The organism is Streptomyces fractus (assembly GCF_049844455.1).
GTDB classification, from domain to species: domain Bacteria; phylum Actinomycetota; class Actinomycetes; order Streptomycetales; family Streptomycetaceae; genus Streptomyces; species Streptomyces fractus.
Window position 1 is genome coordinate 280378 of the sequence record NZ_JBMYHI010000001.1, and the last position, 23341, is coordinate 303718.

Annotated in this window: 15 protein-coding genes and 2 pseudogenes; 9 read left to right on the forward strand and 8 right to left on the reverse strand. The window is 66.4% G+C overall.

The features are described from left to right. Nucleotides 1-163: 163 nt before the first annotated feature. Nucleotides 164-511: a hypothetical protein gene (locus tag ACP4E5_RS01380; protein WP_425824816.1), complete on the reverse strand. Its 348-nt coding sequence runs from the start codon at nt 509-511 to the stop codon at nt 164-166. Here ACP4E5_RS01380 and ACP4E5_RS01385 point away from each other — a divergent pair. After that, complete coding sequence (locus ACP4E5_RS01385; RefSeq protein WP_425824817.1) at nt 500-3889, forward strand: phage baseplate protein; 3390 nt, start codon at nt 500-502, stop codon at nt 3887-3889. The genes ACP4E5_RS01380 and ACP4E5_RS01385 overlap by 12 nt on opposite strands. A 71-nt stretch (nt 3890-3960) precedes the next feature. On the opposite strand, the gene ACP4E5_RS01390 is transcribed toward ACP4E5_RS01385, so the two are convergent. The 3 genes from ACP4E5_RS01390 to ACP4E5_RS01400 all read right to left on the reverse strand — a co-directional run bounded on the left by ACP4E5_RS01390 (nt 3961) and on the right by ACP4E5_RS01400 (nt 7256). Further along, complete coding sequence (locus ACP4E5_RS01390; RefSeq protein WP_425824818.1) at nt 3961-4767, reverse strand: ABC transporter ATP-binding protein; 807 nt, start codon at nt 4765-4767, stop codon at nt 3961-3963. Next, the gene (locus ACP4E5_RS01395) at nt 4760-5671 is read right to left on the reverse strand and encodes an ABC transporter permease (RefSeq protein WP_425824819.1); all 912 of its coding nucleotides are present in this window, start codon (nt 5669-5671) and stop codon (nt 4760-4762) included. The genes ACP4E5_RS01390 and ACP4E5_RS01395 overlap by 8 nt, the downstream gene beginning before the upstream one ends. A 785-nt stretch (nt 5672-6456) precedes the next feature. Further along, nucleotides 6457-7256, reverse strand: a protein-coding gene (locus tag ACP4E5_RS01400; protein ID WP_425824945.1) for an IS5 family transposase whose coding sequence is annotated in 2 segments (ribosomal slippage) — nt 6457-6908 and nt 6908-7256 — 801 coding nt in all. Because the reading frame shifts where the segments join, the coding sequence is not laid out codon by codon here. Nucleotides 7257-7555: 299 nt separating this feature from the next. On the opposite strand from ACP4E5_RS01400, the gene ACP4E5_RS01405 reads away from it, so the two are divergent. The 3 genes and pseudogenes from ACP4E5_RS01405 to ACP4E5_RS01415 form a co-directional block, all read left to right on the forward strand. Continuing rightward, nucleotides 7556-7852, forward strand: a complete 297-nt coding sequence (locus ACP4E5_RS01405) for a transposase (protein WP_425824820.1) — start codon at nt 7556-7558, stop codon at nt 7850-7852. Nucleotides 7853-7992: 140 nt separating this feature from the next. After that, nucleotides 7993-9572: pseudogene (locus ACP4E5_RS01410) on the forward strand (IS1182 family transposase). Nucleotides 9573-9704: 132 nt separating this feature from the next. Beyond that, nucleotides 9705-10068, forward strand: a pseudogene (locus ACP4E5_RS01415) (IS110 family transposase); the annotation flags it as partial. 89 nt (nt 10069-10157) lie between these two features. Here ACP4E5_RS01415 and ACP4E5_RS01420 read toward each other — a convergent pair. The 4 genes from ACP4E5_RS01420 to ACP4E5_RS01435 all read right to left on the reverse strand — a co-directional run bounded on the left by ACP4E5_RS01420 (nt 10158) and on the right by ACP4E5_RS01435 (nt 16140). Continuing rightward, entirely contained in the window at nt 10158-11675 is a 1518-nt protein-coding gene (locus ACP4E5_RS01420) for a glycosyltransferase (protein WP_425824821.1), read from the reverse strand. Nucleotides 11676-11692: 17 nt separating this feature from the next. After that, nucleotides 11693-12127 (reverse strand): glycosyltransferase family protein, encoded by a 435-nt coding sequence (locus ACP4E5_RS01425; protein WP_425824822.1) that lies wholly within the window; start codon nt 12125-12127, stop codon nt 11693-11695. 123 nt (nt 12128-12250) lie between these two features. Further along, complete coding sequence (locus ACP4E5_RS01430) at nt 12251-14353, reverse strand: hypothetical protein (protein ID WP_425824823.1); 2103 nt, start codon at nt 14351-14353, stop codon at nt 12251-12253. Beyond that, nucleotides 14350-16140 carry an NTP transferase domain-containing protein gene (locus tag ACP4E5_RS01435; protein WP_425824824.1) on the reverse strand — a complete coding sequence of 597 codons (1791 nt, stop codon included), beginning with the start codon at nt 16138-16140 and terminating at the stop codon, nt 14350-14352. Before ACP4E5_RS01435 ends, ACP4E5_RS01430 begins: the two co-directional genes overlap by 4 nt. Nucleotides 16141-16404: 264 nt before the next feature. Between ACP4E5_RS01435 and ACP4E5_RS01440 the strand changes: the two genes are divergently transcribed. The 5 genes from ACP4E5_RS01440 (at nt 16405) to ACP4E5_RS01460 (ending at nt 23262) form a co-directional block, all read left to right on the forward strand. Beyond that, entirely contained in the window at nt 16405-17835 is a 1431-nt protein-coding gene (locus ACP4E5_RS01440; RefSeq protein WP_425824825.1) for a glycosyltransferase family 2 protein, read from the forward strand. Nucleotides 17836-17938: 103 nt separating this feature from the next. Then, entirely contained in the window at nt 17939-18784 is an 846-nt protein-coding gene (locus tag ACP4E5_RS01445) for a GDSL-type esterase/lipase family protein (RefSeq protein ID WP_425824826.1), read from the forward strand. 3 nt (nt 18785-18787) lie between these two features. Next, on the forward strand, nt 18788-19627 hold the full coding sequence (locus ACP4E5_RS01450; RefSeq protein WP_425824827.1) for a hypothetical protein: 840 nt from the start codon (nt 18788-18790) through the stop codon (nt 19625-19627). Next, nucleotides 19624-21240, forward strand: a complete 1617-nt coding sequence (locus tag ACP4E5_RS01455) for a glycosyltransferase family 2 protein (RefSeq protein ID WP_425824828.1) — start codon at nt 19624-19626, stop codon at nt 21238-21240. Before ACP4E5_RS01450 ends, ACP4E5_RS01455 begins: the two co-directional genes overlap by 4 nt. 45 nt (nt 21241-21285) lie before the next feature. After that, on the forward strand, nt 21286-23262 hold the full coding sequence (locus tag ACP4E5_RS01460) for a glycosyltransferase (RefSeq protein WP_425824829.1): 1977 nt from the start codon (nt 21286-21288) through the stop codon (nt 23260-23262). Nucleotides 23263-23341 lie beyond the last annotated feature (79 nt).

Consider the following 23341-nt stretch of genomic DNA (forward strand, 5'->3'; position numbering starts at 1 on the left):
GCACCTCGTCGGCGGCCTACTTCACACGCGCTCGGCCTGGACCTGGATGATCCCGGTTTTGATCATTCGGTGCTGTGCGAGTTCCGGGCCCGGCCGGCCGAGAACGACGCGGCGGACCGGCTGTTGAACGTCATGCTGGAGCGGCTGGTGGCCGCCGGGCTGGTCAAGGCCGGTCGGGCGACAGCGCACCGACGCCACCCATGTGCTGGCCGTGGTCCGTCGCACCAGCCGCCTGGAGCTGGTGGGTGAGAGCGTGCGGGCGGCGCTGGAGGAACTGGCCCGCCAGGACCCGGACTTCCTGACCTCGCTGATCCAGCCGGGCTGGGACAAGCGCTACGGGCACCGCGTAGAGATCGGCAAGGTACCCGGCGGTGCGGCCGGCGTCACCGCACTCGCCGAGACCTTCGGCGAAGACGGACGCCGTCTGCTGGCCGCCGTATGGCAGGCCGACGCGCCATCGCGGCTGCGGCGCCTGCACCAGGTCGAGACGCTGCGGCAGGTGTTCACGCACCACTTCTACTGGGATCCGGCCGGGACGCTGTGCTGGCGCGATGGCCATGCCCTGCCCCCGGCGAGCCTGCGCTTCGACTCCCCGTACGACACCGACGCGCACTACTACGTCAAGAACGGTCTCGAGTGGAGCGGATACCGGGCACATCTGACCGAGTGCTGCGACGACGACCGTCCCGAGATCGTGGTGCACGCCACCGCCGCCATCGCCCCGGTCCAGGACGGCACCCTTCTGGCGGAAATCCACGCCGATCTTGCTGCTGTGCGCCTGCTCCCTGCCGAGCACCTGGTGGACGCGGCCTACCCCACCCCCGCCCGGATCGCCCACGCCCGAAAGGCCCACGGCGTCACGCTGACCGACCCGATCCCCACTGCTTCGGGCCGCACCGCACCCCCGGACCCAGCCTTCGGCAAGGCCGCCTTCAGCGCCGATTGGGACACCCGCCGACTCACCTGCCCGGCCGGTCACAAGAGTCTGCCCTGGAAACCACTGACCCTCAATCAGCGCCCTTACCTACAGGCTTCCTTCCCCACCGCTACCTGCCGGAGCTGCCCCCAGCGCCCGCGCTGCACCCGCACCGTCGACCGGCCGCGGTCGGTGACCTTGCAACCCACCCGCGAACTCCACGAGATCCAGCTGGCCAACTGGACCGATCAGCACAGCCGGGAGTGGAAGGACCGCTACGCGACGCGCGCCGGCGTCGAGGCCCTCCACTCCCAGGCCGTACGCGCTCTCGGTCTGCGCCGCTCCCGCTACCGAGGCCTGCCCAAGGCCGGCTCCTTCGGAGAGAACGAGAGGGTGCTACCGGCCGCATCACGGCCGTACGTGGAACGTCCACGTTATGGTCCGGAGCTACTACCTCAACTCCCGGCCGCCACGATGGGCTTATCGGGAAAGGATCGGCACTCTCGTATGGTTGGCAAGTGCCAAGTGCACCCATCAAATGGGAGGTTCGCCATGGTTCCCACCGGTCCGTTCGCGGGCGGTACGATGACCAGCTCTCAACAAGACGCACTGCACTTGTACCAGGCTGACGCTTCCTCCTGGGCGGATGTATCGGCGGATGCGGAGGTGCTGTTCCGTAACGTGACCACGCCCGACGATGGCGCGTTTGAGTCCTTCGCTGTCGATTCCGTCAACCGGAACGTGTACATCGCGCAGATCATCGGGGACAACGTCCAGCTCGACGACGAGACCGCCCCGATTCCGTACGATGAGCGCAAGTGGGCCGGTGACCTGGTCATCATCCGTAGGACAATGGACGGCACCTACATCGACCGCATGTACGTGCGCGGTGTCGGCCACGCCTTGGCGATCGCGGTGGACTCGCTGCCCGACGGCACGGTGAACCTGTGGACGGGTACTGACGCGTCGGATTACGTCGAGGGCAAGCTGGCCTACTCCACGAAAATCGGCTACTTCCCCTACGAACCGTCGGACACCACCGCCCTGGACAGCAACCAGATCACCAGCTTCATGCCGACCGGGGAACCGGTGGTGTGGGCGGCCGCGGCCATCGACCCGACCACCCGCCACCTGCTGTACACCTACACCGACAGTGACCAGCTCACCTGGAACCACACCCTCTACGACCTCGACGACGCCTACCAGGGAGTGTTCGAGGAGATCGCGACGATCTCCATGGAGCGTGGCAAGGACATCCCCATGCAGGGCGTCACTGCGGTCGGCAACTACCTGTACGTATGGACCGGGAAAATGCTGCCCAGGGAAAGTACCGATCTTGAATCGTATGGGCCCAGGGTTTCTACGGTCATGCTCCGCTACGACTTCACCACCGGCCGGCTGGCGGAGTCCGTCCTCGTCGACGACCTGCTGGACGGGCAGGACACGATGCGCGAGCCCGAGGGCGTGACCGTATGGCTGGCCGACACGGACAGCCTCTCGTCCTGGGTGCTGGGCGCAGGTTTCAACTCCATTCCACCAGGAGAGGACTGGGGCCCGACGATCATCACGTGGCCGGGTAACACCACCCCCGCCAACAGCAGCCCCCGCCGTCAGTTCTTTCCAGCCATCACCTCCCGTGTGGACGCCGCCGCCGAGCCGGACACGCTGCTGCTGAACAAGCCGCTGGCCGAGGCCACGACGGGGATGCAGGCCATGGCGTTTGACGATGTCAACGGCCACATCTACACAATGCAGATCACCGAGGGCGGCATCACGCTGTCCGGCGAGACCGCCCCGCTCTCGTACGCCGAACGTAAGGCGGCCGGTGACATGACGATTTCCCGCCTGGACACCAGCGGCACCCTGCAGGACTGCATGCACGTACGCGGCATCGGCTATGGCGACCAGTTCGGTGCGGATGCCCGCCCCGACGACACGGTGAAACTGTGGACCGGCGTCGACGCCTACACGAACGGGACAACGGGCTACTCCACCAGGGTCGGCTACTTCGACTACCAGCCGGGCGGGGTCCTGGACAACGCGGACATCGATACGCACAGCGGGGCGCGCTTCAGGCCTGCGGTCGGGTACGACCGGTGGGTGGCCTGCAACATCGATCCTGTCAGCCGGCGCTTGATCTACGCACGTACGCCCGGTGGCACGAGTGTGCGCGAATACACCGTGTACGACCTTGATGACGCCTACCAGGGAGTGTTCCGGCCGCTGGCGAGCGTCACTGCCGAGAGTGATTCCGCCGACGCGGGGCCCTCGCAGGGCTTCGTGTCGTACGGGAACTATCTGTACGTGTGGTACGGCGAGAGCCTGACCGCTTCCCCTGAGGGCTACAGCGACATCCGCGTCTACGACCTGATCACCGACAAGGCCGATAAGCGCGTCTCCTCGACCTCGGTTACGGCCTTGATGGGTGAGGTCGCATACCGTGAGCCCGCCGGTGTGGCGATCCGGACCCCGAACCCCAACGACCTGGGCAGTGTCAGCCTGGTCGCGGGATTCACCTGCGGCAGCAGCGACTTGTACACGATGTCGCTGATCGAGTGGCAACTCGGCCAGCAGACTGCCCCCGCACCCGCCGGAGAGTGGGCCAACCTCACCCTCGGTGAAGGAGTTACCGGGCAGGGCTTCGTGTGCCTGAACGGGAACAAAGTCGAGACGTTTGGACGGCTGTCCAAGGACGGCGGGTTCACGAGCGGCGACATCATCGCCGCCCTGCCCGAGGAGTACCGGCCCGCTACAACGCAGGACGGCATCTACGCCGCCTCGACCGAGGGCGCCGAGACACTGGGCCTGGTGCGCTGCGACGTCTACACCGACGGAACGATCAAGGTGATCAGTCAGCCCGGCCAGATCGACGTGGCAGGCACCTCGACCTTGACGGGAACCGGCGGCCCCTACGCCTGGATCTCCCTGTCCGGCTCGTTCTACAAGACTTCCCCGATGGTCACAGCGCTGTGACCATCGGGGAAGTCTGATCTCTGACATGCCCGTAAACGAAGACAGCGCTCCTGCCTTCGGTGGGCGCGCGGCTACTTCCCGGTGAACTTCTCGTACTCCGGGAGGACCTCATCCGTGGGGCCGTCCATCCGGAGCTCGCCGTGCTCGAGCCACAGGACGCGGTCGCAGTTGTCACGAATCGACTTGCTGCTGTGCGCGACCAGGAAGATCGTCCCGGCCTGCTCGCGCAGTTCGCGCATGCGGGCCGCGGAGCGCTTCTGGAACTCCTTGTCGCCGGTCGCGAGCGCCTCGTCGATCAACAGGACGTCGTGGTCCTTGGCGGCTGCGATGGAGAAGCGCAGACGGGCGCCCATGCCTGCGGAGTACGTGCGCATCGGGAGACTGATGAAGTCGCCCATGGCGTTGATGCCGGAGAAGTCGACGATCTCCTGGTAGCGCTCTTTGATTTGTTCGCGGCTCATGCCCATGGCCAGGCCGCCCAGAATGACGTTGCGCTCGCCGGTCAGGTCCTTCATGAGGGCGGCGTTGACGCCGAGCAGGGAGGGCTGGCCGTCGGTGTAGATCCTTCCGCTCTCAGTGGCCAGCAGGCCCGCCACGGCGCGCAGCAGGGTGGACTTGCCCGAGCCGTTGGAGCCGATCAGGCCGATGGCCTCGCCGCGGTAGGCGGTGAAGGACACACCTCTCACAGCGTGCACCTCCCGCGTTGCGGCCGGCTTCTTGCGGCCGACGATGCGGTTGAGTGCGGCAGACGCGCCGCCCTTGCCTCCGCCTCCGGCATTGACGCGGTAGACGATGTGGACGTCATCGGCGATGACGGTGGAGATGCGGGTATCGGCGTCGCTCGTAGCGATCGTATCGGCGGTCAGAGTGTCAGCCACGGCCGTAACGCTCCTCAGCCTTCCAGAAGAAGATGAACCCGCCGACTGCAAGCAAGACGGCCCAGCCCGCGGCGAACGCCCAGACGTACGGCGGCAGGTTCTCCGCGCCGTAACCGTCGATCAGTGCGTAGCGGCACAGATCCATGTAGATGGCCACCGGGTTCCACTGCAGCACGTCGAGCAGCCAGGTGGGAATGTCCCGGCCCTCCAGATAGACCGGGAGACTGAACATGACGCCCGAGGCGTACCTCATGGTGCGCATCACGAACGGCATCACTTGGGCCAGGTCCGGGGTCTTCTCGCCGAGGCGGGCAAACGCCAGGGCGAGTCCGGTGTTGAACCCGAACTGCAGGAGCAGCACTGGGATGACGAGCAGCCACGTCCAGGACGGGTAGTTGCCGAACGCGATGCAGAACCCGAACACTACGATCATCGAGTACAGCAGCTGCTGGAACTTCTGCAGTGCGAACGAGATCGGCAGCGAGGCCCGCGGGAAGTGCAGCGCGCGGACCAGGCCCAGGTTCCCCGAGATCGACTTCATGCCCGACGTCAAGGAGGACTGGGTGAAGTCGAACACGAAGATGCCTGTCACCAGGAACGGCACGTACATGCCGTGTTCCATGCCCCTGTCGGTGCCGAGCAACTTACCGAAAATGAAGTAGTAGACGACCGCATTGAGTAGTGGGGTCAGGACCTGCCAGAGCTGGCCGAGGCTGGTCTTGCTGTACTGCGCGGCGAGTTTGGCCCGTGAGAAGGCGATGATGAAGTGCCGTCGCGACCACAACTGGCCCACGTACGCGGGAAGTGACGCGCGTGCGCCGCTGATCGTGAGGCCGTGCCGGGCGGCCAGCTCCGCAGGGGCGAGCGACGCCTCTGGCGGTGCTTCGATGTCCTGGCTGCTCATCTGCTGCCTTCCGGGGATCGAGGCGGAAACGTGCCGCGCCGGGAAGGTACGGGGCCGAGCTCATCTCCAACGATTGTGAAGCCGCCCTTCATTGGGCAATTCCAGGTGGCTATTTCTTGGCGCATGATCCCTCGGTGACATTTCTTGAATGGACAGCAATACGGCCCGATATCAACACTAGAGCGTCGGAAGCAGAATCCTCTGCCACTAATGGAGATATTGCCAAGCGCTCGGGCCATCAGTATTGGAATCAATAATCGCATTGATTGCCCATTTGGGGCTACCCAAGCTGCGGCTGATTGTGATAGGGGACCCCTTCTCGCCGTGGCTAGAATGTTGCAGGGCCTTGGCAAAGTGCATGCCTGGGAGGTGGGTGACGATCCGTCCCGTTGGCGGGCGCCGGGACGGAAGTGGGCACGACTCCCGTGATGATGGAGATGTGTGCACCGTTGTTGATCAGGGCCTTGATATCTCGTACGGCCAGCCGCGAGGAGCGGGTGCGAAGCATCTCGCCGGCGAGCAGGATGTGGAAGCTGCGCTGATCAGTCACGGCAGGTGTAAATCTTGATCGTCCGATTCCGGTCAGGTGGTCGCCGCCGCGGTGATGTTGTTCCATCAGCGGTGCGCTTCGGTGTTCTGGTGTTGATGACGGCGGCGCCAGGCGGACCAGTGCAGGACGTGTCCGAGGTCGGGACGGGGCGCCGGGTGAAGTTTCCCCAAGGCGTCCCTCCCACCGGACACCTACCCGACGCACGCAACTTCTTCGGCTCCGCTGAGACGTTATCTCATTTGGTGAGTCTGCGGTAGCAGATGAGGGTGCAGGCGATGCTGGTGAACGCGAGGAAGTGGTCGGCCTCGCGTTCGTATCGGCGGTGGAGTCGCCGGCATCCGGCGAGCCAGGACATGCTGCGCTCGATGGTCCACCGGTGGCGTCCGAGTCGCTGAGAGGTCTCAATGCCCTTCCGGGCGATGCGTGGCGTGATGTTCCTGCTGCGCAGCCAACGACGCAACGCCCGCTTGTCGTACGCCTTGTCGGCATGCAGCTTGGCCGGGCGGCGCCGCCGGGGACCGCGGCGGGACCGGATGGGCGGGATGCCACGCACAAGCGGCTCGAGTGCCTGGCTGTCGTGGAGGTTGGCTCCGGAGATACCGATGGACAGGGGCAGTCCGGTTCTCTCCGTGATCAAGTGGATCTTCGACCCGTACTTCCCTCGATCCACAGGATTCGGGCCGGTCAGGTCCCCTTTTTCATGGCCCGCATGTTCACCGAGTCGATGGCGCACCGCGACCAGTCCAACTCGCCGCGGGCGCCGAGCTCGTCGAGGACCAGGCGGTGCAGCTTGGCCCAGACCCGGGCCTTCGACCACTCCGCGAAGCGCCGGTGGGCCGTCGCTCCCGACGGCCCGAACGAGGCCGCCGGGAGCTGCTGCCACGTGCAGCCCGACGTGGCCACGAACACGATTGCAGCCAGTACCTCCCGGTCACCGTGCCGACGCCGACCACCGCCCTGCGGTCGGCTCGGCGCCTCAGGCACCACCCGCTGAAACAGTTCCCACAACTCGTCCGGCACCAACCGCTTCACGATTCCCACAACCGCAGACTACCGAACCAGCCAAATGAGATGACGTCTTAGGCGGCCTCGATCATGAGGCTCCCGGCCTTCTGGCCCGGCATAACTTTTGCCCATTACCTTCGTTCGTAGAGTCCGATTCGGGCTTGTGGCCTCGGAGCCGGTCTGACTCGTTGCCCCTGTCGACGGTGCTCGCGCCAATGACCCGGGGGGTGTCACCGGGTCGGGAGACGCCGGTAGATGGGCATTCCCCTGAAAGCTGGACACCGTAGACACTGGATCTGAGGATCCGGGAGAACGGAGTCCCTGTGGGGATGAAGCACTACCCCGCCGAGTTCAAGGCGGACGCGGTCGCGCTGTGCCAGTCGCGGCCCGGGACGACGATCAAGGAGATCGCCGCCGATCTGGACATCAACCCGGAGACACTGCGGAACTGGCTGCGGGCGGCCGGCGACGGCGGACGCCGGGCCGGGAAGACCACCCCGGCGGTGCCGGTGACGGGGCTGGAGGCCGAGCTCGCCGCGGCGCGCAAGCGCATCGCGGAGCTGGAGATGGAGCGGGAGATCCTGCGCCGGGCGGCCAAGTATTTCGCCGGGGAGACGCGCTCGTGAACCGCTTCCAGTTCGTTGCCGACTTCAAGCGCCGTTTCGGCGTCAAGCGGTTGTGTTCGGTGCTCGATATCGCTAGAAGTCTGCTGAAGATGTTGGGGTTCTGGCCCCGGCCCGGAGGGGCTGGGGCCAGACTCGTATGTATGCAGGGGAACGAGGCTCGCGGGCTGTCCGGGCCCGATGTGTGGGAAGTCTGCCGGGAGTTGGTCCCGGAGCGGAGCGTGTACGCGTTCCTGGCCGAGCAGCGGGAGGCACTGTTCCCGTCGGGGATGTTCGTCGACATGTATCCCTCGTCCGACGGGCGCCCGAGTACCCGCCGCAGGTGTTGTCCGCCGTGGTGGTTCTGCAGGTCCTGAACGGTCTGTCGGACGCGGAAGCGGTCCAGGAAGTCCGCTGTGACCTGCGGTGGAAGGCAGCCTGCGGGCTCGGGCTGCTGGACGGCGGCTTCCATCCGTCGCTGCTGACCTACTTCCGCCGCAGGCTGCAGCACTCACGGGACCCGCACCGTCTGTTCACCGCGGTGCGCGCGGTGGTCGAGGCCACCGGCGTCCTGCGCGGCCGCTCCCGCCGGGCCCTGGATTCCGCGGTGGACGCGGTGGCCACCCAGGACACCGTCACCCAGCTGACCTCCGCGATCCGCCGCGTCGCCCGGGACGTGCCCGGTGGTGCCGAGACCGTCACCGCCCGCTGCAGCGGGCACGACTACCTCGCAGGCCCCGGAAAGCCGAAGATCGCCTGGGACGACGACAAGGCCCGCACCGAACTCGTCGACGCACTGGTCACCGACGCGATCCAGGTCCTGGCCCACCTGCCCGAACAAAACCTGGACGAGACGGCCGCGAACGCGGTCGGCATCCTGGCCCTGGTCGCCGGCCAGGACGTCGAGCCCGCCGAGGACACCGACGGCAGCGACGGCCGCTGGCGCATCGCCCGCCGCACCGTCCCCGACCGCACGATCTCCACGGTCGACCCCGAGGCCCGGCACGTCCACAAGACCACCCACCACCGCACCGACGGCTTCAAGGGCCACCTCGCCGTCGAACCCGAGACCGGCCTGTTCACCGCGGTGGCCCTGCACCCGGCCAGCGGCGCCGACCACACCGAGGGCCGGATCGCCCTGGACCTGCTGGCCGAGGAGACCGGACCTCGCGAGGTCTTCGGGGACACCGCCTACTCGGGACACCGCTACCGGGCCGCGCTGGTCGAAGCCGGACACCAGGTCTTTTGCAAACCCGCTCCGCTCAAGGCCGCCATGACCGGCGGTTTCACCCTGGACGACTTCCTCATCGACACCACCGCCGGGGCCGTGACCTGCCCGGCCGGCCACACCACGGCGCTCGCAGCCCCGGCCGGACAGCTCGCCCAGCGCAAAGCCTTCTTCAGCGAACAGTGCACCGACTGCCCGCTGCGGCCCCGCTGCACCACCGCCCGGCGGGGCAGGATCGTGACCATCCGTCCGCACCATGACGAACAGGCCGCCGCCCGGCGCCAGGCGGCCACGGACCCCGACTGGAAATCCGCCTACCAGCGTTGGCGCCCACCCGTCGAACGCGGCGTCGCCTGGCTCGTCGCCCACGGCAACCGCAGACTGCGCTACCGCGGCACCCTCAAGAACGACACCTGGCTCCACACCCGGGCTGCAGCCCTCAACCTCCGCCGACTCGTCAACCTCGGACTCACCCACACCGACACCACCTGGACGATCACCCCTGCCACCCCATGACAGCAGAGGGGATCCCGCCCCTGGAAGACCGCAGCGACCAGGCAAGATCTTCAGCAGACTTCTAGGGGCAGGAGCGCCGGATCTTCTGGCAACGATCTTCGTAACGTGGTTGCTGGATGTCGGCGCCGTGCCTTGGCCGGGAAGACAGACCCGCATCGGAGGAACAAAGTACTCGACACCCGCGGCGTCGCCGTCTTCCTCGGCCTGGACGTCGGCAAGGGCGAACACCACGCCACCGGCCTCACGCCGGACGGCAAGAACGTGATCGACAAGCCGCTGCCGAGCAGCGAGCCGAAGATGCGGGCTGCGAGGTCGCCTACCTTCCGGGGCTGACGATGCGGCGGATCGCGGACCTCTACCCGGGTGAGGGCAAGGCCGACGCGAGGGACGCGTCGATCGGGCATTCCCCCGGGGAAGCCCCATCATCGCGGACGCCGCCCGGACCATGCCCCACACGTTCCGCTCGATCAAGCTGGACGACGAGACCGTCGCCGAGGGAGACCGCGGCGATCAGGGCACAGTCTTCGAGAAGCTGCCCACGGTGGGGGACACGCGGGCCAGATCCGTTGGGATCACGCTCCCCGCTCAGGCCTTCCGAATGTCGACGCACAGGGTCCCGCCCCCTGTGAAGTACGGCCGTGCGAGCCGTTCCTCTGAAAGTTCGGCGAAGGGGTAGTTGTAGACGCGGCGCTTGTTGCTGTGGTCGCCCGCCACCTGCGCGATACGGATACGGGCCACGTCGTCGGTATCCATCTGGAGGTAGGCGTCCCAGATTCCGATGCTCTCGGACGAGTCGGCAAGGATGTCGGCGTAGGGGACACGTGCTTCGAAGGCGCCGTCCTGCCGCATGTTGAGCGCCACATAGTGTGTCTCGTCCTGCGCTCCACGCCGCACCAGGGCAAGTTGGTCCGAGGAGCTCGGTGAGCGACCGTAGACACGGACCCGTACGGTGAACCCGTCAGGTTCGGGGGACACGTGATCAAGCTCTGCCCACACTGGGGCGATCCGGCAAAGAATCGTGATGGTGCCGTTGTCGTTCATGCGGGGGACTCGCGAACACACACCGTGCTCGCCGTAAGGCTGGAGGTGTACCAACTCGCGTTCGTCGTACCCCGCCGTCTTCAGGGCGAGGCCACCCCCGCCACCGTCGTCGCCGTTACTGATGAGCAGATCCCAGGCGCCACCTGCCAGGGAGTCCTCACCCGCAGGAATCGTAGCGGTCCAACGCAGAGCGGAATGGTCCCCGGCCTGCTCGGCGATGAGATCCGGAACAAATGGGAACCGCTCCTCGGCAGGCGCCCGACCGTTCCGCCGCGCCACCAGTTCCAGTGGCTCGTTCGGTCCAAGTCCCGTGGAATGCACGGACACCCTGATGGTGCCGGACGCGTCAACGGTCCAGAACGCCTTGCGCGGCAAGCAGCGACGGCGGTGCAGCCGCTCGACGAGCTCTTCGAACTGACCGGACACCACATCCGGGAGATAACGCCGCATGTTCTTCTGGGCCAGCGCCCCCATCCGCTCGCGCAGCTCATCATCGCCCATCAGGGATCGCAGGGCTTCCCGCATCGCTGCTTCATCGCCGACCGGGACGAGCAGGCCGTCTTCACCGTGCGTAATGATGTCGCGCGGGCCGTAGTTGCAGTCGGCCGCGACCGAAGGGACCCCCATCCGCATGGCTTCGACCAGAGTCATGCCGAACGACTCGACATTGGACGCGCTCACCACGATGCCCGCCTTCGCCCATTCGCCGTCCATGAAGTTACTGCCCCCCATCAGCTGGACCCGGTCGGTCAGGCCGAGCTGGACAGCCATCTCACGCAGCGACTTTTCCTCGGCCCCTTCGCCGTAGATACGCAGCGTCCAATCGGGGAATTCCGCCGACAGACCGGCGAACGCCCGAATAATCAGGTCGTAGTTCTTCCCGTTGACCAGTCGGCCCGCCGCCATGATGATCTTCGACCCCGCTAGCGCGGTGGGGATCAGCGAGGGCTCCACGCAGTTCGGGAGGGCTTCGAAGTGTGCGCTATTCCCCGGCAGTCGATGGACGTGCTGATCCGTGAGGCCCTTGCTGACGGGCGCGATGGCATCCAGCCCATCAGGCACCTTGCTGAGTGCATCAATCACTTCCCGGGTGAGCGAGCTCCCCCGGCGTGCACCTGGTACATCCTGAGGTACGGCCCCGGCTGGTTGGCCAGAAGTACGCCCAGTTCCGGACACGTTGCCACGACGACGTCGGCATCAGTCTCAGAGAGGAAGTCGATCAAGCGTACTTCCGCCAGCAAGGAGAACCGCCGCCGAGCGTTCTTCGGCACGATGCGCGACTCCTCCTGGTGGCGGGGGTCGTCGTGGCCGCAGTGCGGACTGGTGGCGCGTAGATCGATCAGGGAGCGGAACGCAACGCCGTCCGGCAGCGGAATGGACAGCTGGTCCCTTGATCGGTAGACGGAAATGACCTCGACTTCGTGACGTTCGACGAGCCCGGCAGTCAGGTTGGCCACCGCAGTGACCACCCCACCCATGCCGTAGCTGGTGTGCGCGAGAAAGACAATCTTCATCGTGGAGCCTGTTTCATTCGGTTGGTAATCAAGGTCGTGGCGCCCGACATTCGCTCTGCTGTGGGCAAGCGGGCAATAAGTGCCGATAACTGCACATGCCTTCGAGGCACGTACGCGGAACCCTCAGGACGTGCCGGCGCCCAACAGATCGGCGATGGTGACCTGCCGGGGTCCCTGCTCCAGCACCGGCTCTTCCTGGTGCACGGCGCGCCGGAAGCGTTCCGTAGCACTCACCGATTCGTCCCCCAGCAGATAGCGGCGCAACTCCACACGGTGCTCGGCCAGCACGTCACGGGCCGGGTCGTACAGGGCACGCACTAGTGAGAGCAGTCCGTCCCCCGACGCCGGCAGCAGATACGCCGCGCGTACGTTGGTGACGGCATCACGGAACTCCTCGTCGCCGAGCAGCGTGTTGTTGACCACGGCATAGGGTTTGAGTGTGGCGATGAAGTCCGACAGCACACTGGAGATGTCGCCGATGAGCATGTCCGCCTGGTCGAAGCAAGAGTAGAGCCGGGGCTCACCGTCGAGGATGGCGTGGTGCTCCCAGGGGCCGAAGGAGTCCCAGTAGGCCTGCTCCCAGGCGTCCCGCTCCTTGCGGTAGAGGCGGCACAGCGAGGTATCCGGCGAGGCCGAGGCGTAGCTGGAGGTGGCCTCGTCGACCGACGTCCAGTGCAGCTTGTCACCGAGCCTGCTCAGCCTCTGCTCGAGGTCCTGGTGCAGGCGCCAGGCCTCGTCGCGTTCCTGGGCGCCTTCCTGCGCCGTCGCACGCCACTGCGGGTCCTTGCCGCGCTGATGATTGTCCTGTTCCAGCAGCGCAATGATGCGTTGGTGCGCCTTGCGTACCTGCGCGTCGCGTCGTCCGGTGTAGGGGTGCGGCCGGTAGATCACGCGTACCGGGGTGGGGCTGTCCAGCAGGCGCCGGACGAGGTTTTCGCCGGCGTCAAGCACCGAGGTGGCACCCGCCAGTTCGGACCAGCCCTCCCAGGTCGGCGCGTACAGGACGGTGGGGATCCGGCCGGGCGTGCGCTGGAGGGAGGCGTCCGCGTAGATGCTGTCGAGTTGGGGGCGCCCCACCTCGATCATCTCTTCGTCGGGCACACCGATGCCGGACGTGTCGTAGCGCTCACGGGCGGCGGGGCCAGCGACCCAGATCTCGTCGTACATCCGGCTCACCGGGGTGACCGACGCGGTCTTGTCGCTGTCGCCGTGGCCGATGAACACATGGCGGACTCCTGGGCGTCGCACGAAATGCACGTTCTTACCCACGTTGGTGGTGTAGAGAGCGGTGGTGACCGTGGGCATTTCGATGTTCATGACGTCCACGCCCGCGGGGAGGCACAGGACGGGAATGGTCGTCGGGTCGAGCTGATCCACAAGGTAACGCTCACGGATCAGGACCAAAGGACGCTCCGCAGTGCGTTCCAGCGTCTCCAGCCACATGTTGGCCTGGAATGCCGAACCTTGGTCGCCGCTGAAGTACAGGACGGTGTCGGGCCCGTAGTGGGCCAGCCAGCTCTCGGTGGCCTCGGTGACCGCGGCGGGCGAGGGGACCCTGAAAGAACGTGTCAGGGCGGGGAGAGCCAGCAGCATCAGCCCTACGGCCACCGCGAGGGCGCAGGCGACCCCGGTGACGAGCCAGACCAGGCTGCCGGTCAAGGCCCACAGGGCTGTTCCGGCAATGAGGAACAGTTCCTGGTGGATCATCCTTCGGCCTGGGTTGCGCACCAGCCAGGGGAAGGGACCTGACGGTATGCGGAGTTGGGTTAGATCGATGCCGCGGGTGACCACCGGCAGGGTGCGGCGATTCTTGATGACGGCGAGTTCACCCGCGTACAGGGCCTGGATGCCGATCCAGGAGGGCAGGGCCACCACAGCGATCTTGAACACCTGCTCATCCACCGTCTCGCTGAAGGCGAGCAGAGCGATGAGGAAGATGCCACGCGTACCCACCCGGACAGGCAGACTGGCACGCAGTTGCCCCAGCCGCTTGAGCATCTTCCCTTCGTGCCGGTGCAGATAGATCTCGAGGCAGTAGGCGAGCATCCAGAAGGCAGCGAACCACAGGGGCGCGGCCGTCATCGCGGACGCGGCCAGCGCGGGGTACGCGGCCAGCAGTGCGAAGGAGTAGAGCAAGCCCCGCAAACGACGAGAGTTGGTGCGGCGCTTCACTCGAATGGCGCGTCTGCGCTCGAGCCCAAGCCCAAGCAGCCTGAACCTGCTCATGCTCGGCAGCCCACCTTGCTGTACAGGAGGTGGCCGATCTGCTGGATGCTGTCGTCGGCCGAGACCTCTCCCACCGCCATCGTGGTGTGGAAACGTTCTTCCAAGCAGACGGAGAGCTCCTGCACCGTCAGTGAGTCCGCGCCGAAGCGGGATAGGGGGGCGTCGAATTGCGAGGGGTGAACCCGCGTCCCGTTGATCTCCTCGAGGGCATCTCCCACCGCGGCATGCGCTGCCTCCAGGTCGAGCGACTCAGCCGCCCCGTCCGCCGCCTCATCAGAGGCAGGAGGGAAGGACTTCACCTGCGGAAGTGGCGTGCCGGGTACCTCACTGCTGGCGCTGTCCACGCTCGCCGCGTGCTGAGCGGGCGTCCAGTTCTCCACGGTGTGCTGAGGCGCCCGGCTGTAGCCCATACCACCGGCGGGTATGTCCGTTGTGATGAGTGAGCCTGCGGCGGTGGCAGACCCGGGCCCCATCGTGAGGGGGGCGATCAACACGGAGCCCGCGCCGACGTCACAGCCGTCGCCGATTACCGTGGTGGACTTCACCCAGCGACCGTCGCCACCGCGTTGGGCGTTGGCCGTGCCTACCCGGCCTCCGACATGAGCTTCCCTCCCCACTTCCGTGTCGCCCAGGTACGAGAAATGGGCCACGGTGGAGCTCCTGCCGACACTCGTCTTCTTGAGCTCGGCGTAGCTGCCGATCTTCACCGAGGTGTCCAGGACGGTACCGGGGCGAATATAGGCGAAGGGGCCGACACGAACCTGGTCCCCCAGGGTCGATCCGTCCACGACGGACCGGTGCACGTCCACCTCATTACCGAGGACACTGTCAGTGACCTCGGTGTATGCCCCGATGCGCACCCCGTGTCCCGCACTGACCCGCTCCAGTTCGGCGTAAGGACCGATCTCGCAGTCCCGGCCGATCTGGGTCGCGCCCCGTAGCCGGGTACCGGGGTGCAGCACCGTGCCGGTGCCCACTTCGGTGTCCGAGTCCAGGTATACGGAGGCCGGGTCGGGCATCAGCACGCCAGCGAGGCCGGCTCGCTCGACCAGCCTGTCGTTGAGGAGTCGGCCCGCCGCGTTGAGCTCGAGGGGGGAGTTGACGTTGAGTACATCGTGCGTGGATGCCGCGGCGACCGTGCCGATCCGATGGCCGGCCTCGCTCAGGCCGTCTAGGATGACGTGCCGGTCGAAGCTGTGCGGGCCGCCCTTGGCCAACGGCTCGCAGGCTTCCTCCAGTTCGCGCCAGCGCAGGAGTTGGATGCCTCCGTACACTTCCTGGCCGTCACTGCCGGGATCCTCGACGACTGAGCGGAAAAGCCCGTCAGTATCGCGGACGACCCGTCCGTAGCCGGCTGGATCCGGAACCCGAGCGGTGACCACCGTCGCGGCGTGCGCACGCGTCAGGTGAGTCTCCCGCAGGCGGGTCACGGTTTCGGTACTGAGCAGCGGAAGGTCCGCGTTGACGACCAGTACATGGTGAGCGGTGTCGCCCGCGGCAGTGAGCGCGTTCACCGCAGCCAAAACCGCGTCCGTGGGGCCGAGCGGGGCGGCCTGCCAGATGACACCGACCTCCGGGAAATGTTCTTGGAGGTAGCCCGCCACTTCGTCGCCCCGGTGGCCTACAACTACATGCGCTCGGTCGATGCCGCCCTCACGCAAAGACGTCAGCACATGCCCGACCATGGGTCGCCCACAGACAGGCTGAAGCGGCTTGGGGAGCTGGGAGGCGGCCAGCCGCCTCCCCTCTCCTGCGGCAAGCACTACGGCGCAGAATTGTTCGGTCATAGCTCCACCGTAAGCGCTCTAAAATTGATCCTCCCTTCGAGGGAGATGAAGAAGAGACATTCGATACAAAAGTTGACGCCAGCAGGGCCGGAAGTAGTTTCACTTACGCAAAAGGATTACGGTTTCACGGTGCGTTGCATGTCATGCTGAGAGACGGGCCCACGATCAAGTCACAGACACAGCCCCACCCGTCATGCGGTTTCCGAGCCACCCGGATCGGTACTGCGTACCCGCCGTAGTTGCAGGAAACTGTGGAGTTCTTGGATGTCACTGAAAGTAAGTGTGGTCGTGCCGGTTTTCAATCCGGGGCCTTTCCTCGACGAATGCGTGAATTCCCTGCTCCGGCAGAGCATGCCGCAGCAGGAGTTCGAGGTGGTCTTCGTGAACGACGGCAGCACGGACGGTTCGGAGGAGCGTCTGGAGGAGCTGTGCCGCACCCAGCCGACCTTCAGCGTGATCCACCAGGCCAACAGCGGGGGCCCTGGACAGCCGCGTAACGTCGGGGCCCAGCAGGCGCAGGGTGAGTACATTGTCTTCCTGGACAGTGACGACTGGCTGGGCGACGAGGCCCTGGAACGGATGTACGACTTCGCCACCGCCAACAACGCCGACGTGCTCGCGGGGCGGCTCGTGGGCAAGAAGCGCGCGGTGCCCCGGGTGCTGTTCCAGGAAAACCGTCCGCAGGCTCGGCTGGACACGGCTCCGTTGATCGACAGTCTGACGGCTCACAAGATGCTGCGGCGGGAGTTCCTTATCGCCACCGGGCTGCGTTTCCCGGAAGGTCGCCGAACGCTGGTGTCGCACCCATTCGTCGCCGGCGCCTACCTGCTGGCCGGCAACGTCGCCGTGCTCAGCGACTACATCTGCTTCTATCTCAGCCCGCCCAGCACGACCGGCGGCTTCGAAAGTTTCAGCACCGAAGAGTTCTTCCAGAGTCTGGACGAGTCCTTCTCCGTGGTGGAACGCAACACTGCGCCGGGGGAGCTGCGCGACAAGCTCTTCCGTCGCTGGCTGCGGGTCGAGATGGTGGAACGGATGCGCGGTCAGCGCCTGCTCAAGCAGCTGACGCCGCAGCGGGATGCCATGCTTGAGTGGATGCGCAGCACCATTGCGTCCCGGTTCTCGCCGGCGGTGATCTCCGGCCTGCAGCCCGCGCAGCAGATCATCGCCTCCCTGCTGGTGGGCGGTCTCACCGAGGACCTGCTTGCGTTCGCCCAGTGGGAGAGCGGCCTGCGGGTGCACAGCACCATCGATCGTATGGAGTGGGCTGAGGGAAAGGTGCGTCTGGAGGTGAGCGCCGAACTGCGGGTCGGCGAACAGCCTCTCCTGCTCCGCAAGGTGGGCGGTGCGGACGTACTGGAAGCCCCGCTGTCGGATGCGGCGAAGGAGATCATCGCGAAGGTGGGCGCAGACACGAGGGTCAAGGTGAAGAAGGCCAAGTTGGAAATCGCCCTCCGTAACCGCAAGTCGTCCGCCGAGATCTCCGTACCTGTGGAGGCGACTCCCGAACGCATCCAAGTCGCCGTGCAAAGCGGCACCGGAAGCATGTTCAGTGACCGCTTCCGCGTGGTGCTGCACGGCTCCGCGACGGTCAGCCCGGAGGCCGCCGTCGGGCTGGGAACCTGGGACCCCAACGCACGCATTCGTTTTGCGGGATGGAACAAGGCGGCACGGATGGGAGGCACGGCCCGGTGAAACCGCAACGAGGCTGTGCCCGCAACGAAGCCGACTGCCGACTCGAGGGCGCATACGTGAAGAAGCACATCGCCGAACTGTCCGTCAGCGTCAAGGACATACCGTGAACGACATTCATGTGGGCGAGACACCCTCGCGCCACCCCCGCACCGCGAGCCGCCGCAGCAACCTGTACATAGCAGGCGACTCCACCGCGACGACCCGGTCCGTGGACTTCCTGCCGATGCTGGGGTGGGGGCAGGTCCTGCCGCTCTTCTTCAGCCCAGACACGACCATCGTCAACTGCGCCCGCGGCCGGGCCAGTTCCAAGAGCTTCATGGAACGTGGCCGTCTCCAGTGGATCGTCGACAACCTCACCCCGGGGGACCTCGTGCTGGTCTCCCTCGGCACGATCGACCGTCTCAATGAACCGGGGCTGCACACCACCCCCTTTGGGGATTTCCAGGAGATCCTGAGTGCCTATGTCACCCAGATCCGCAGCGCGGGTGGCTGCCCGGTCCTGGTGACTCCGCACGAGCGGCGCAGGGTGGACAGCGACGGGAATCTCACCTGGTCGCTGGCCGACTATGTTCTGGCCACCCACGAGGTTGCCGAGGCAGAACTCGCCCCGCTGGTCGACCTGTACGGGCAGAGCATCCTGTGGTGGCAGGAACTGGGTGACCAGGGAACCCGAGAGGTCTTCGTGTACCTACGTTCCGGAGAGCCGAAGCTTCCCTGGGTGCAAGCCTTGGACGACGGCCATCTACGGGCCCCCGGCGGTCTGGAGTGTGCCCGCTACATCGCACGTTCCTTGAGCGAGCAGGGCATCGTGGACCCGGATCAGGTCGTCGATCTGCACCGTACCGCCTTCGATACCGATGAGCTCGGCTGGCTGGACCGTGCCACCCACGACGAGCGGATCCGCTCGCGTGTCTCCACCCCGGCACAGAACTTCACAGGGAAGGACTGACCCGTGCAGCATCTGTTGTGTCGTGCCCAGCTCCACCATCCTCACTCCGCTGCGCCTCTCGGCGAGGTCCTGCTGGAGAGCGACGCTCCCCCGTGGGTACCGTTGCGTCCCGGAGCGCAGATCGAATTGCGCATGACGCTCCGGGACACCGGCGCAGCCCCGGTCTACGGCTATCTCGACACGGTCTCTATGGAGGACGTCTGTGTGGTGCTGGAGGCCGACGGCTTTGAGTACCTGCGCTCTCCAGGACGTTTCCGCCTGCGGGCCGGAGCGGGCGAGTCCACCAGCGGGGCCATCCGAATCCGGGTGGCCGACACGGACAAGCCCGTGCTGCGGCCGACGGTCAGGCTCGCGACCCGGCTCTCCCCTGAACTGCCACTGCACCGGACCAACCCCGTCACGCAGGGTGCCCTACGGATCCGGCCACGTCTGCTGCCGGGGCTGCGTCTCGCCACCGGTGCGGACGGGGTGGCGGGGGCGCATCTGCTGCAGGATGTCCCCGGCGGCGAGGAAGTGTACGAGGTCGGCCGCCCGCTTTTCGGGGAAGTCCGGATGCTCGGCCCAGCTACCGCGGAATACCGTGCGCCCTCGGGCCACCTGGGCTACGACCGGTTCGCCTACACGGTGCGCACCAAGGACGAAGCCATGCAGGACCGCGTGGTCACCGTACTGGTCGGACAGGGCGACCAGAGCGTCGCGCTGGGCGTGACATCCGGTCCCACTCACCAGGCGGTCAGTATCGAGCCGTCGCCGTGGCGGCCCAGCACAGTGACGGGCGAGCTGCCCTGGCCGGGTTCGCACACGACCGGCCGTGAGACGAACACGAAGGCGAGCAGCCGATGACCGAGCACTCCCTTGCTGTCTTCCACCCGACCTGTCCTCCGGACGTGTCGGTCATCGTAAGGATCCGGGACACAGCGGACACGCTGCCGGCCTGCCTGGAGTCACTGACGGCCCAGACCATGCCTTCGGACCGGTTCGAGATCTTGGCTGTGGACGACGGGTCGCGCGACGACAGCGGCCACATCGCGGAAACGATGCTGCAGGCTCGTTCTCCGGCCGGGAAGGTGCTCTCCCACCCCGCGCACCTCTCACCGGCATCGACAGGCAACATCGGCCTCGATCAGGCCCGTGGCCGGTACGTCCTGTTCCTGTGCGGCGATGACCGACTGGCCCCCCGAGCGTTGGAGGAACTCACGGCGGCCGCTGACCAGTACGAGTCGGACATGGTGTTCGGGAAGCTGGCGGACCATACCGGGAGGAAGCCGCCCGGCTCAATGTTTAAGCGCACTGAACCACATGTCGATCTCGCCGCGAGCCGCGTCTACCTCACGTTGACCCCGGAACGCCTGATCCGCAGGTCCTTCCTCGAACGAGTCGGGCTGCGCTTCGACGAAACGGCCCCGGCCCGCAGTGTCGATCTCTTTACGGCGGCCGCCACGCTTCAGGCAGAAGGACTCACAGTCCTGGCCGACCGTGAGTACGTCTCCCGCGGCGATCCGCGCAACCGTATCGACCGCCAGCGGCCCACCAGCAGGCAGCTGCTGGACTCAACCGCCCGGCTAATGCAAACAGTCATCGACAGCACCTCCCCCGGGGCACTGCGGAACCTCGCGCTGGCCCGGCACTTCGAGATCGAACTCGCTCACGACACGGGGCAAAGGCTGCTGGGTAACAAGGATGCCGCCGACCGCCAACGGACTTGGGAACACGCCCAGGTGTTGGTGCGTACCTACCTCACCGCTGATGTGCAACGACTGCTACCCGTCGCCCTCGTGGTGCGCTACGCACTCGTCGGGCTGGGGAAGTTCTCCGAGGCCGAGGAAGTCGTCAAGTTCCAGCTGAATGGTCAGGTGCCGAAGCAGGTGGTGGAGAAGGGCCGGGTCTACCAGGCGTACCCGTACTTCCGTGACCCGACGGTGGGGCTGCCGGACATCTGTTTCGACAGCACACACCTTCTGAACCTCACGTGCAGCATCGGGCGCTTCGAGTGGGACGGCCCGGTCCTCGGCGTGATCGGGCACGCCTTCTTCGAGGAGTTGCCAGCCGAAGGGCATGAGGTCACCCACCTCGTCTTCCGCGAAAGGTCCGAGCAGATCGAGGAACAATTCCGGTGTCATCGCTCACCGCGTGCCCGACTGAAGAACAAAAAGGGTGAATCGCGTGCAATGGGCGGGTTTCATGTAAAGGTCGACCTGAGTCAGACCGGGGACGGCTACCCGATTCCTACCGGGAGATGGGATGTCTTCATCCGAACCCGCTACAACGGGATCAACCGGGAAGTGCCGGTGAGCATCCCACGGCTGAAGAACACGGACTTCATTGCCCGCCGTCCGATCATCGTCAGCCCAGCGGCAGACCACGAGGTCATCGCCATGCCCTACTACTCGTCGGAAGGCCTGCTCACCGTCGAGGTGTCGCAGCGGCTGCCGCTACCCAATACGCCGGACAACTGACGTTCGCACGGCTTCTTCGCACGGCTTCAGAGAAGGAAATATTTCATGAGGGTCACAGTCCTGAGCGCAGGGCGTTGCCCGGGCGGAACCGGCATCCACGGTGCGCTCACCGCGGCTGCCGCACTGAGCGTGAATCACGACGTCGAGATCGTCACCCTGCGAGGGGATGGCGCGACTTACGCCCTCCCCGATGTGCTGAACCGCTCGCTGGTGGACTTTCGCGACCTGCCGTCGAACCGGGACCGGCTCGCCCCGTCCTTCGACCGCGCCCCCACCGTGCTGAAGGAGGTGCCGGGGGAGTGGAACGTGCTGGTCGAGGAACGGCTGCTCGATCTGCTCACAGGTCTGGGCCACGACGTTCTGGTGTGCGCCGACCCTGCCCTGGAGAGCATCGTCGCCCGTTATGGGAGGCCGGACGCCCTGAAGGTGGCACTGCGCGTCTGCGGCTGCCTCGAATGCGCGGGGTCACTGCCCGCCCCGGTCGAATCCGCCGGCTTCGACGGCGTCGTGTACTGCAGTGAGGCGCAGGCCCTCGTGTACCAGGAGAGCGGTGACCGGTTCGGCCCGCTCGGCGCGCACGTCCCGTGTACTGCCCCCCGCGCCTCGCTCCCCGCGGCTGAGCGCACCTCCAAGGTGATCATGGCCTACGGTCCGCTGGCCGCGAACGCCGCATGGGCGGACGAGTTCGTTGAGGCCTTCGGGATCGCCGCGAAGAGCGCCCCCGACTGGCAGCTCAGGATCTGGGGCGAGGGTCCGGGCCGGAAGCGGCTGAGGGCGGAGATCCAGCGTCTCGGCCTGGCCGACCGCGTCCTGCTCATGGGCTCGGTCCCGCAAACCTCGGACTGGGCCGCCGCCGCTGTGACTCTGTTCCCGGCGGCCGACGACGCCCACCCTGCGGGCCTCCTGCGCGCACTGGGCATGGGGCTGCCGATCGTTGCCCAGGACGCAGTGGGTACGCGCGAGCTCCTGTCCGGTGAGCAGGAGTACGGCATCTGTGTGCCGCCCTCCAGCCCCAGGGCGATGGCAACCGCTCTGCGCGAGCTGATCACCGATCCGCGGCACGCCAACGTCATGGCCGTCAGGGCTACCGAACTGGCCGCGCGCCTGCGCAAGACCGAACGGACCGGGACGTACGAGGAACTGCTCGCCGCCTTGGTCGCGCGTCGCGCCCTGCCGTCCCGGGCGCACTGCCGGGTACGGGACGACCAGGCACTGGACGTGTCCTTCCCGGACGAGGGACCGAATCTGCCGGAACCTCTGGAACTGGTCTGCGTCCCGGACCAGGGCAAGGCCGCCGAACACGTGTATCCCATCGTCCGAGAGGGCGATGGCAGCACGGATTCGATGGTGGGCTGCCGTATCGGCAGTACGGACGGCCTGGCACACGGCGACTGGCGACTGGCCGTCCGGCACACGAACAGCCCGCAGTCGGTGCGGCCGCTCCAGGCGGGAGCCCTGGTGTCCCCCCCGCTGCCCCAGACCACGGGACAGGCCTCACAGGCAGACCTGCCCGACACCGCCGGGGTCCTGGTGCCGTTCGCCGACCCTGACGGCGGGCTCCGCCTGCGCCAGTGGGCGATGCCCGGTTACGCTGAGGTCACCGGCGTGCACATCGACCAGGACCACTTCCTCGTGGTCACCGGCACCGTGTACGGATCGGAACTCCCCGACGGGACCCAGCTGCTGGCTGCGGTACGCAAGGGCCAGGGCACCCCCGGCGAGCACAACAAGAGCTTTCCCGTGGAAGGTGAAGGAACCCATGGATTCCGCGCCGTCGTGGATTGCCGGCAATTGGCCGAGGTCGCACAGGACAAGGACATGATCTGGGATCTGAAGCTGTCCGGTGACGTCACCGGACCGGCGCCGCGGGTCGGCAAGTACCGCACCGGAATCCTCCAGGTGAAGCAGGTGATCTCCTACCCTGTCGTCACTGCCGCCTCCGACGAGGGAGCCCACAGCAAGGTCAGGGCCTACTACACAGGTCTCAACGGACTCTCCGTCCGTTCCAGCCCGGCTTCCTGAGTCCTGACCACGCCTGGACCGGTAATCACGATGCGCATTCTCGTTCTGCACACGGCCACCCCGCCGCCCCTGAGCGAGA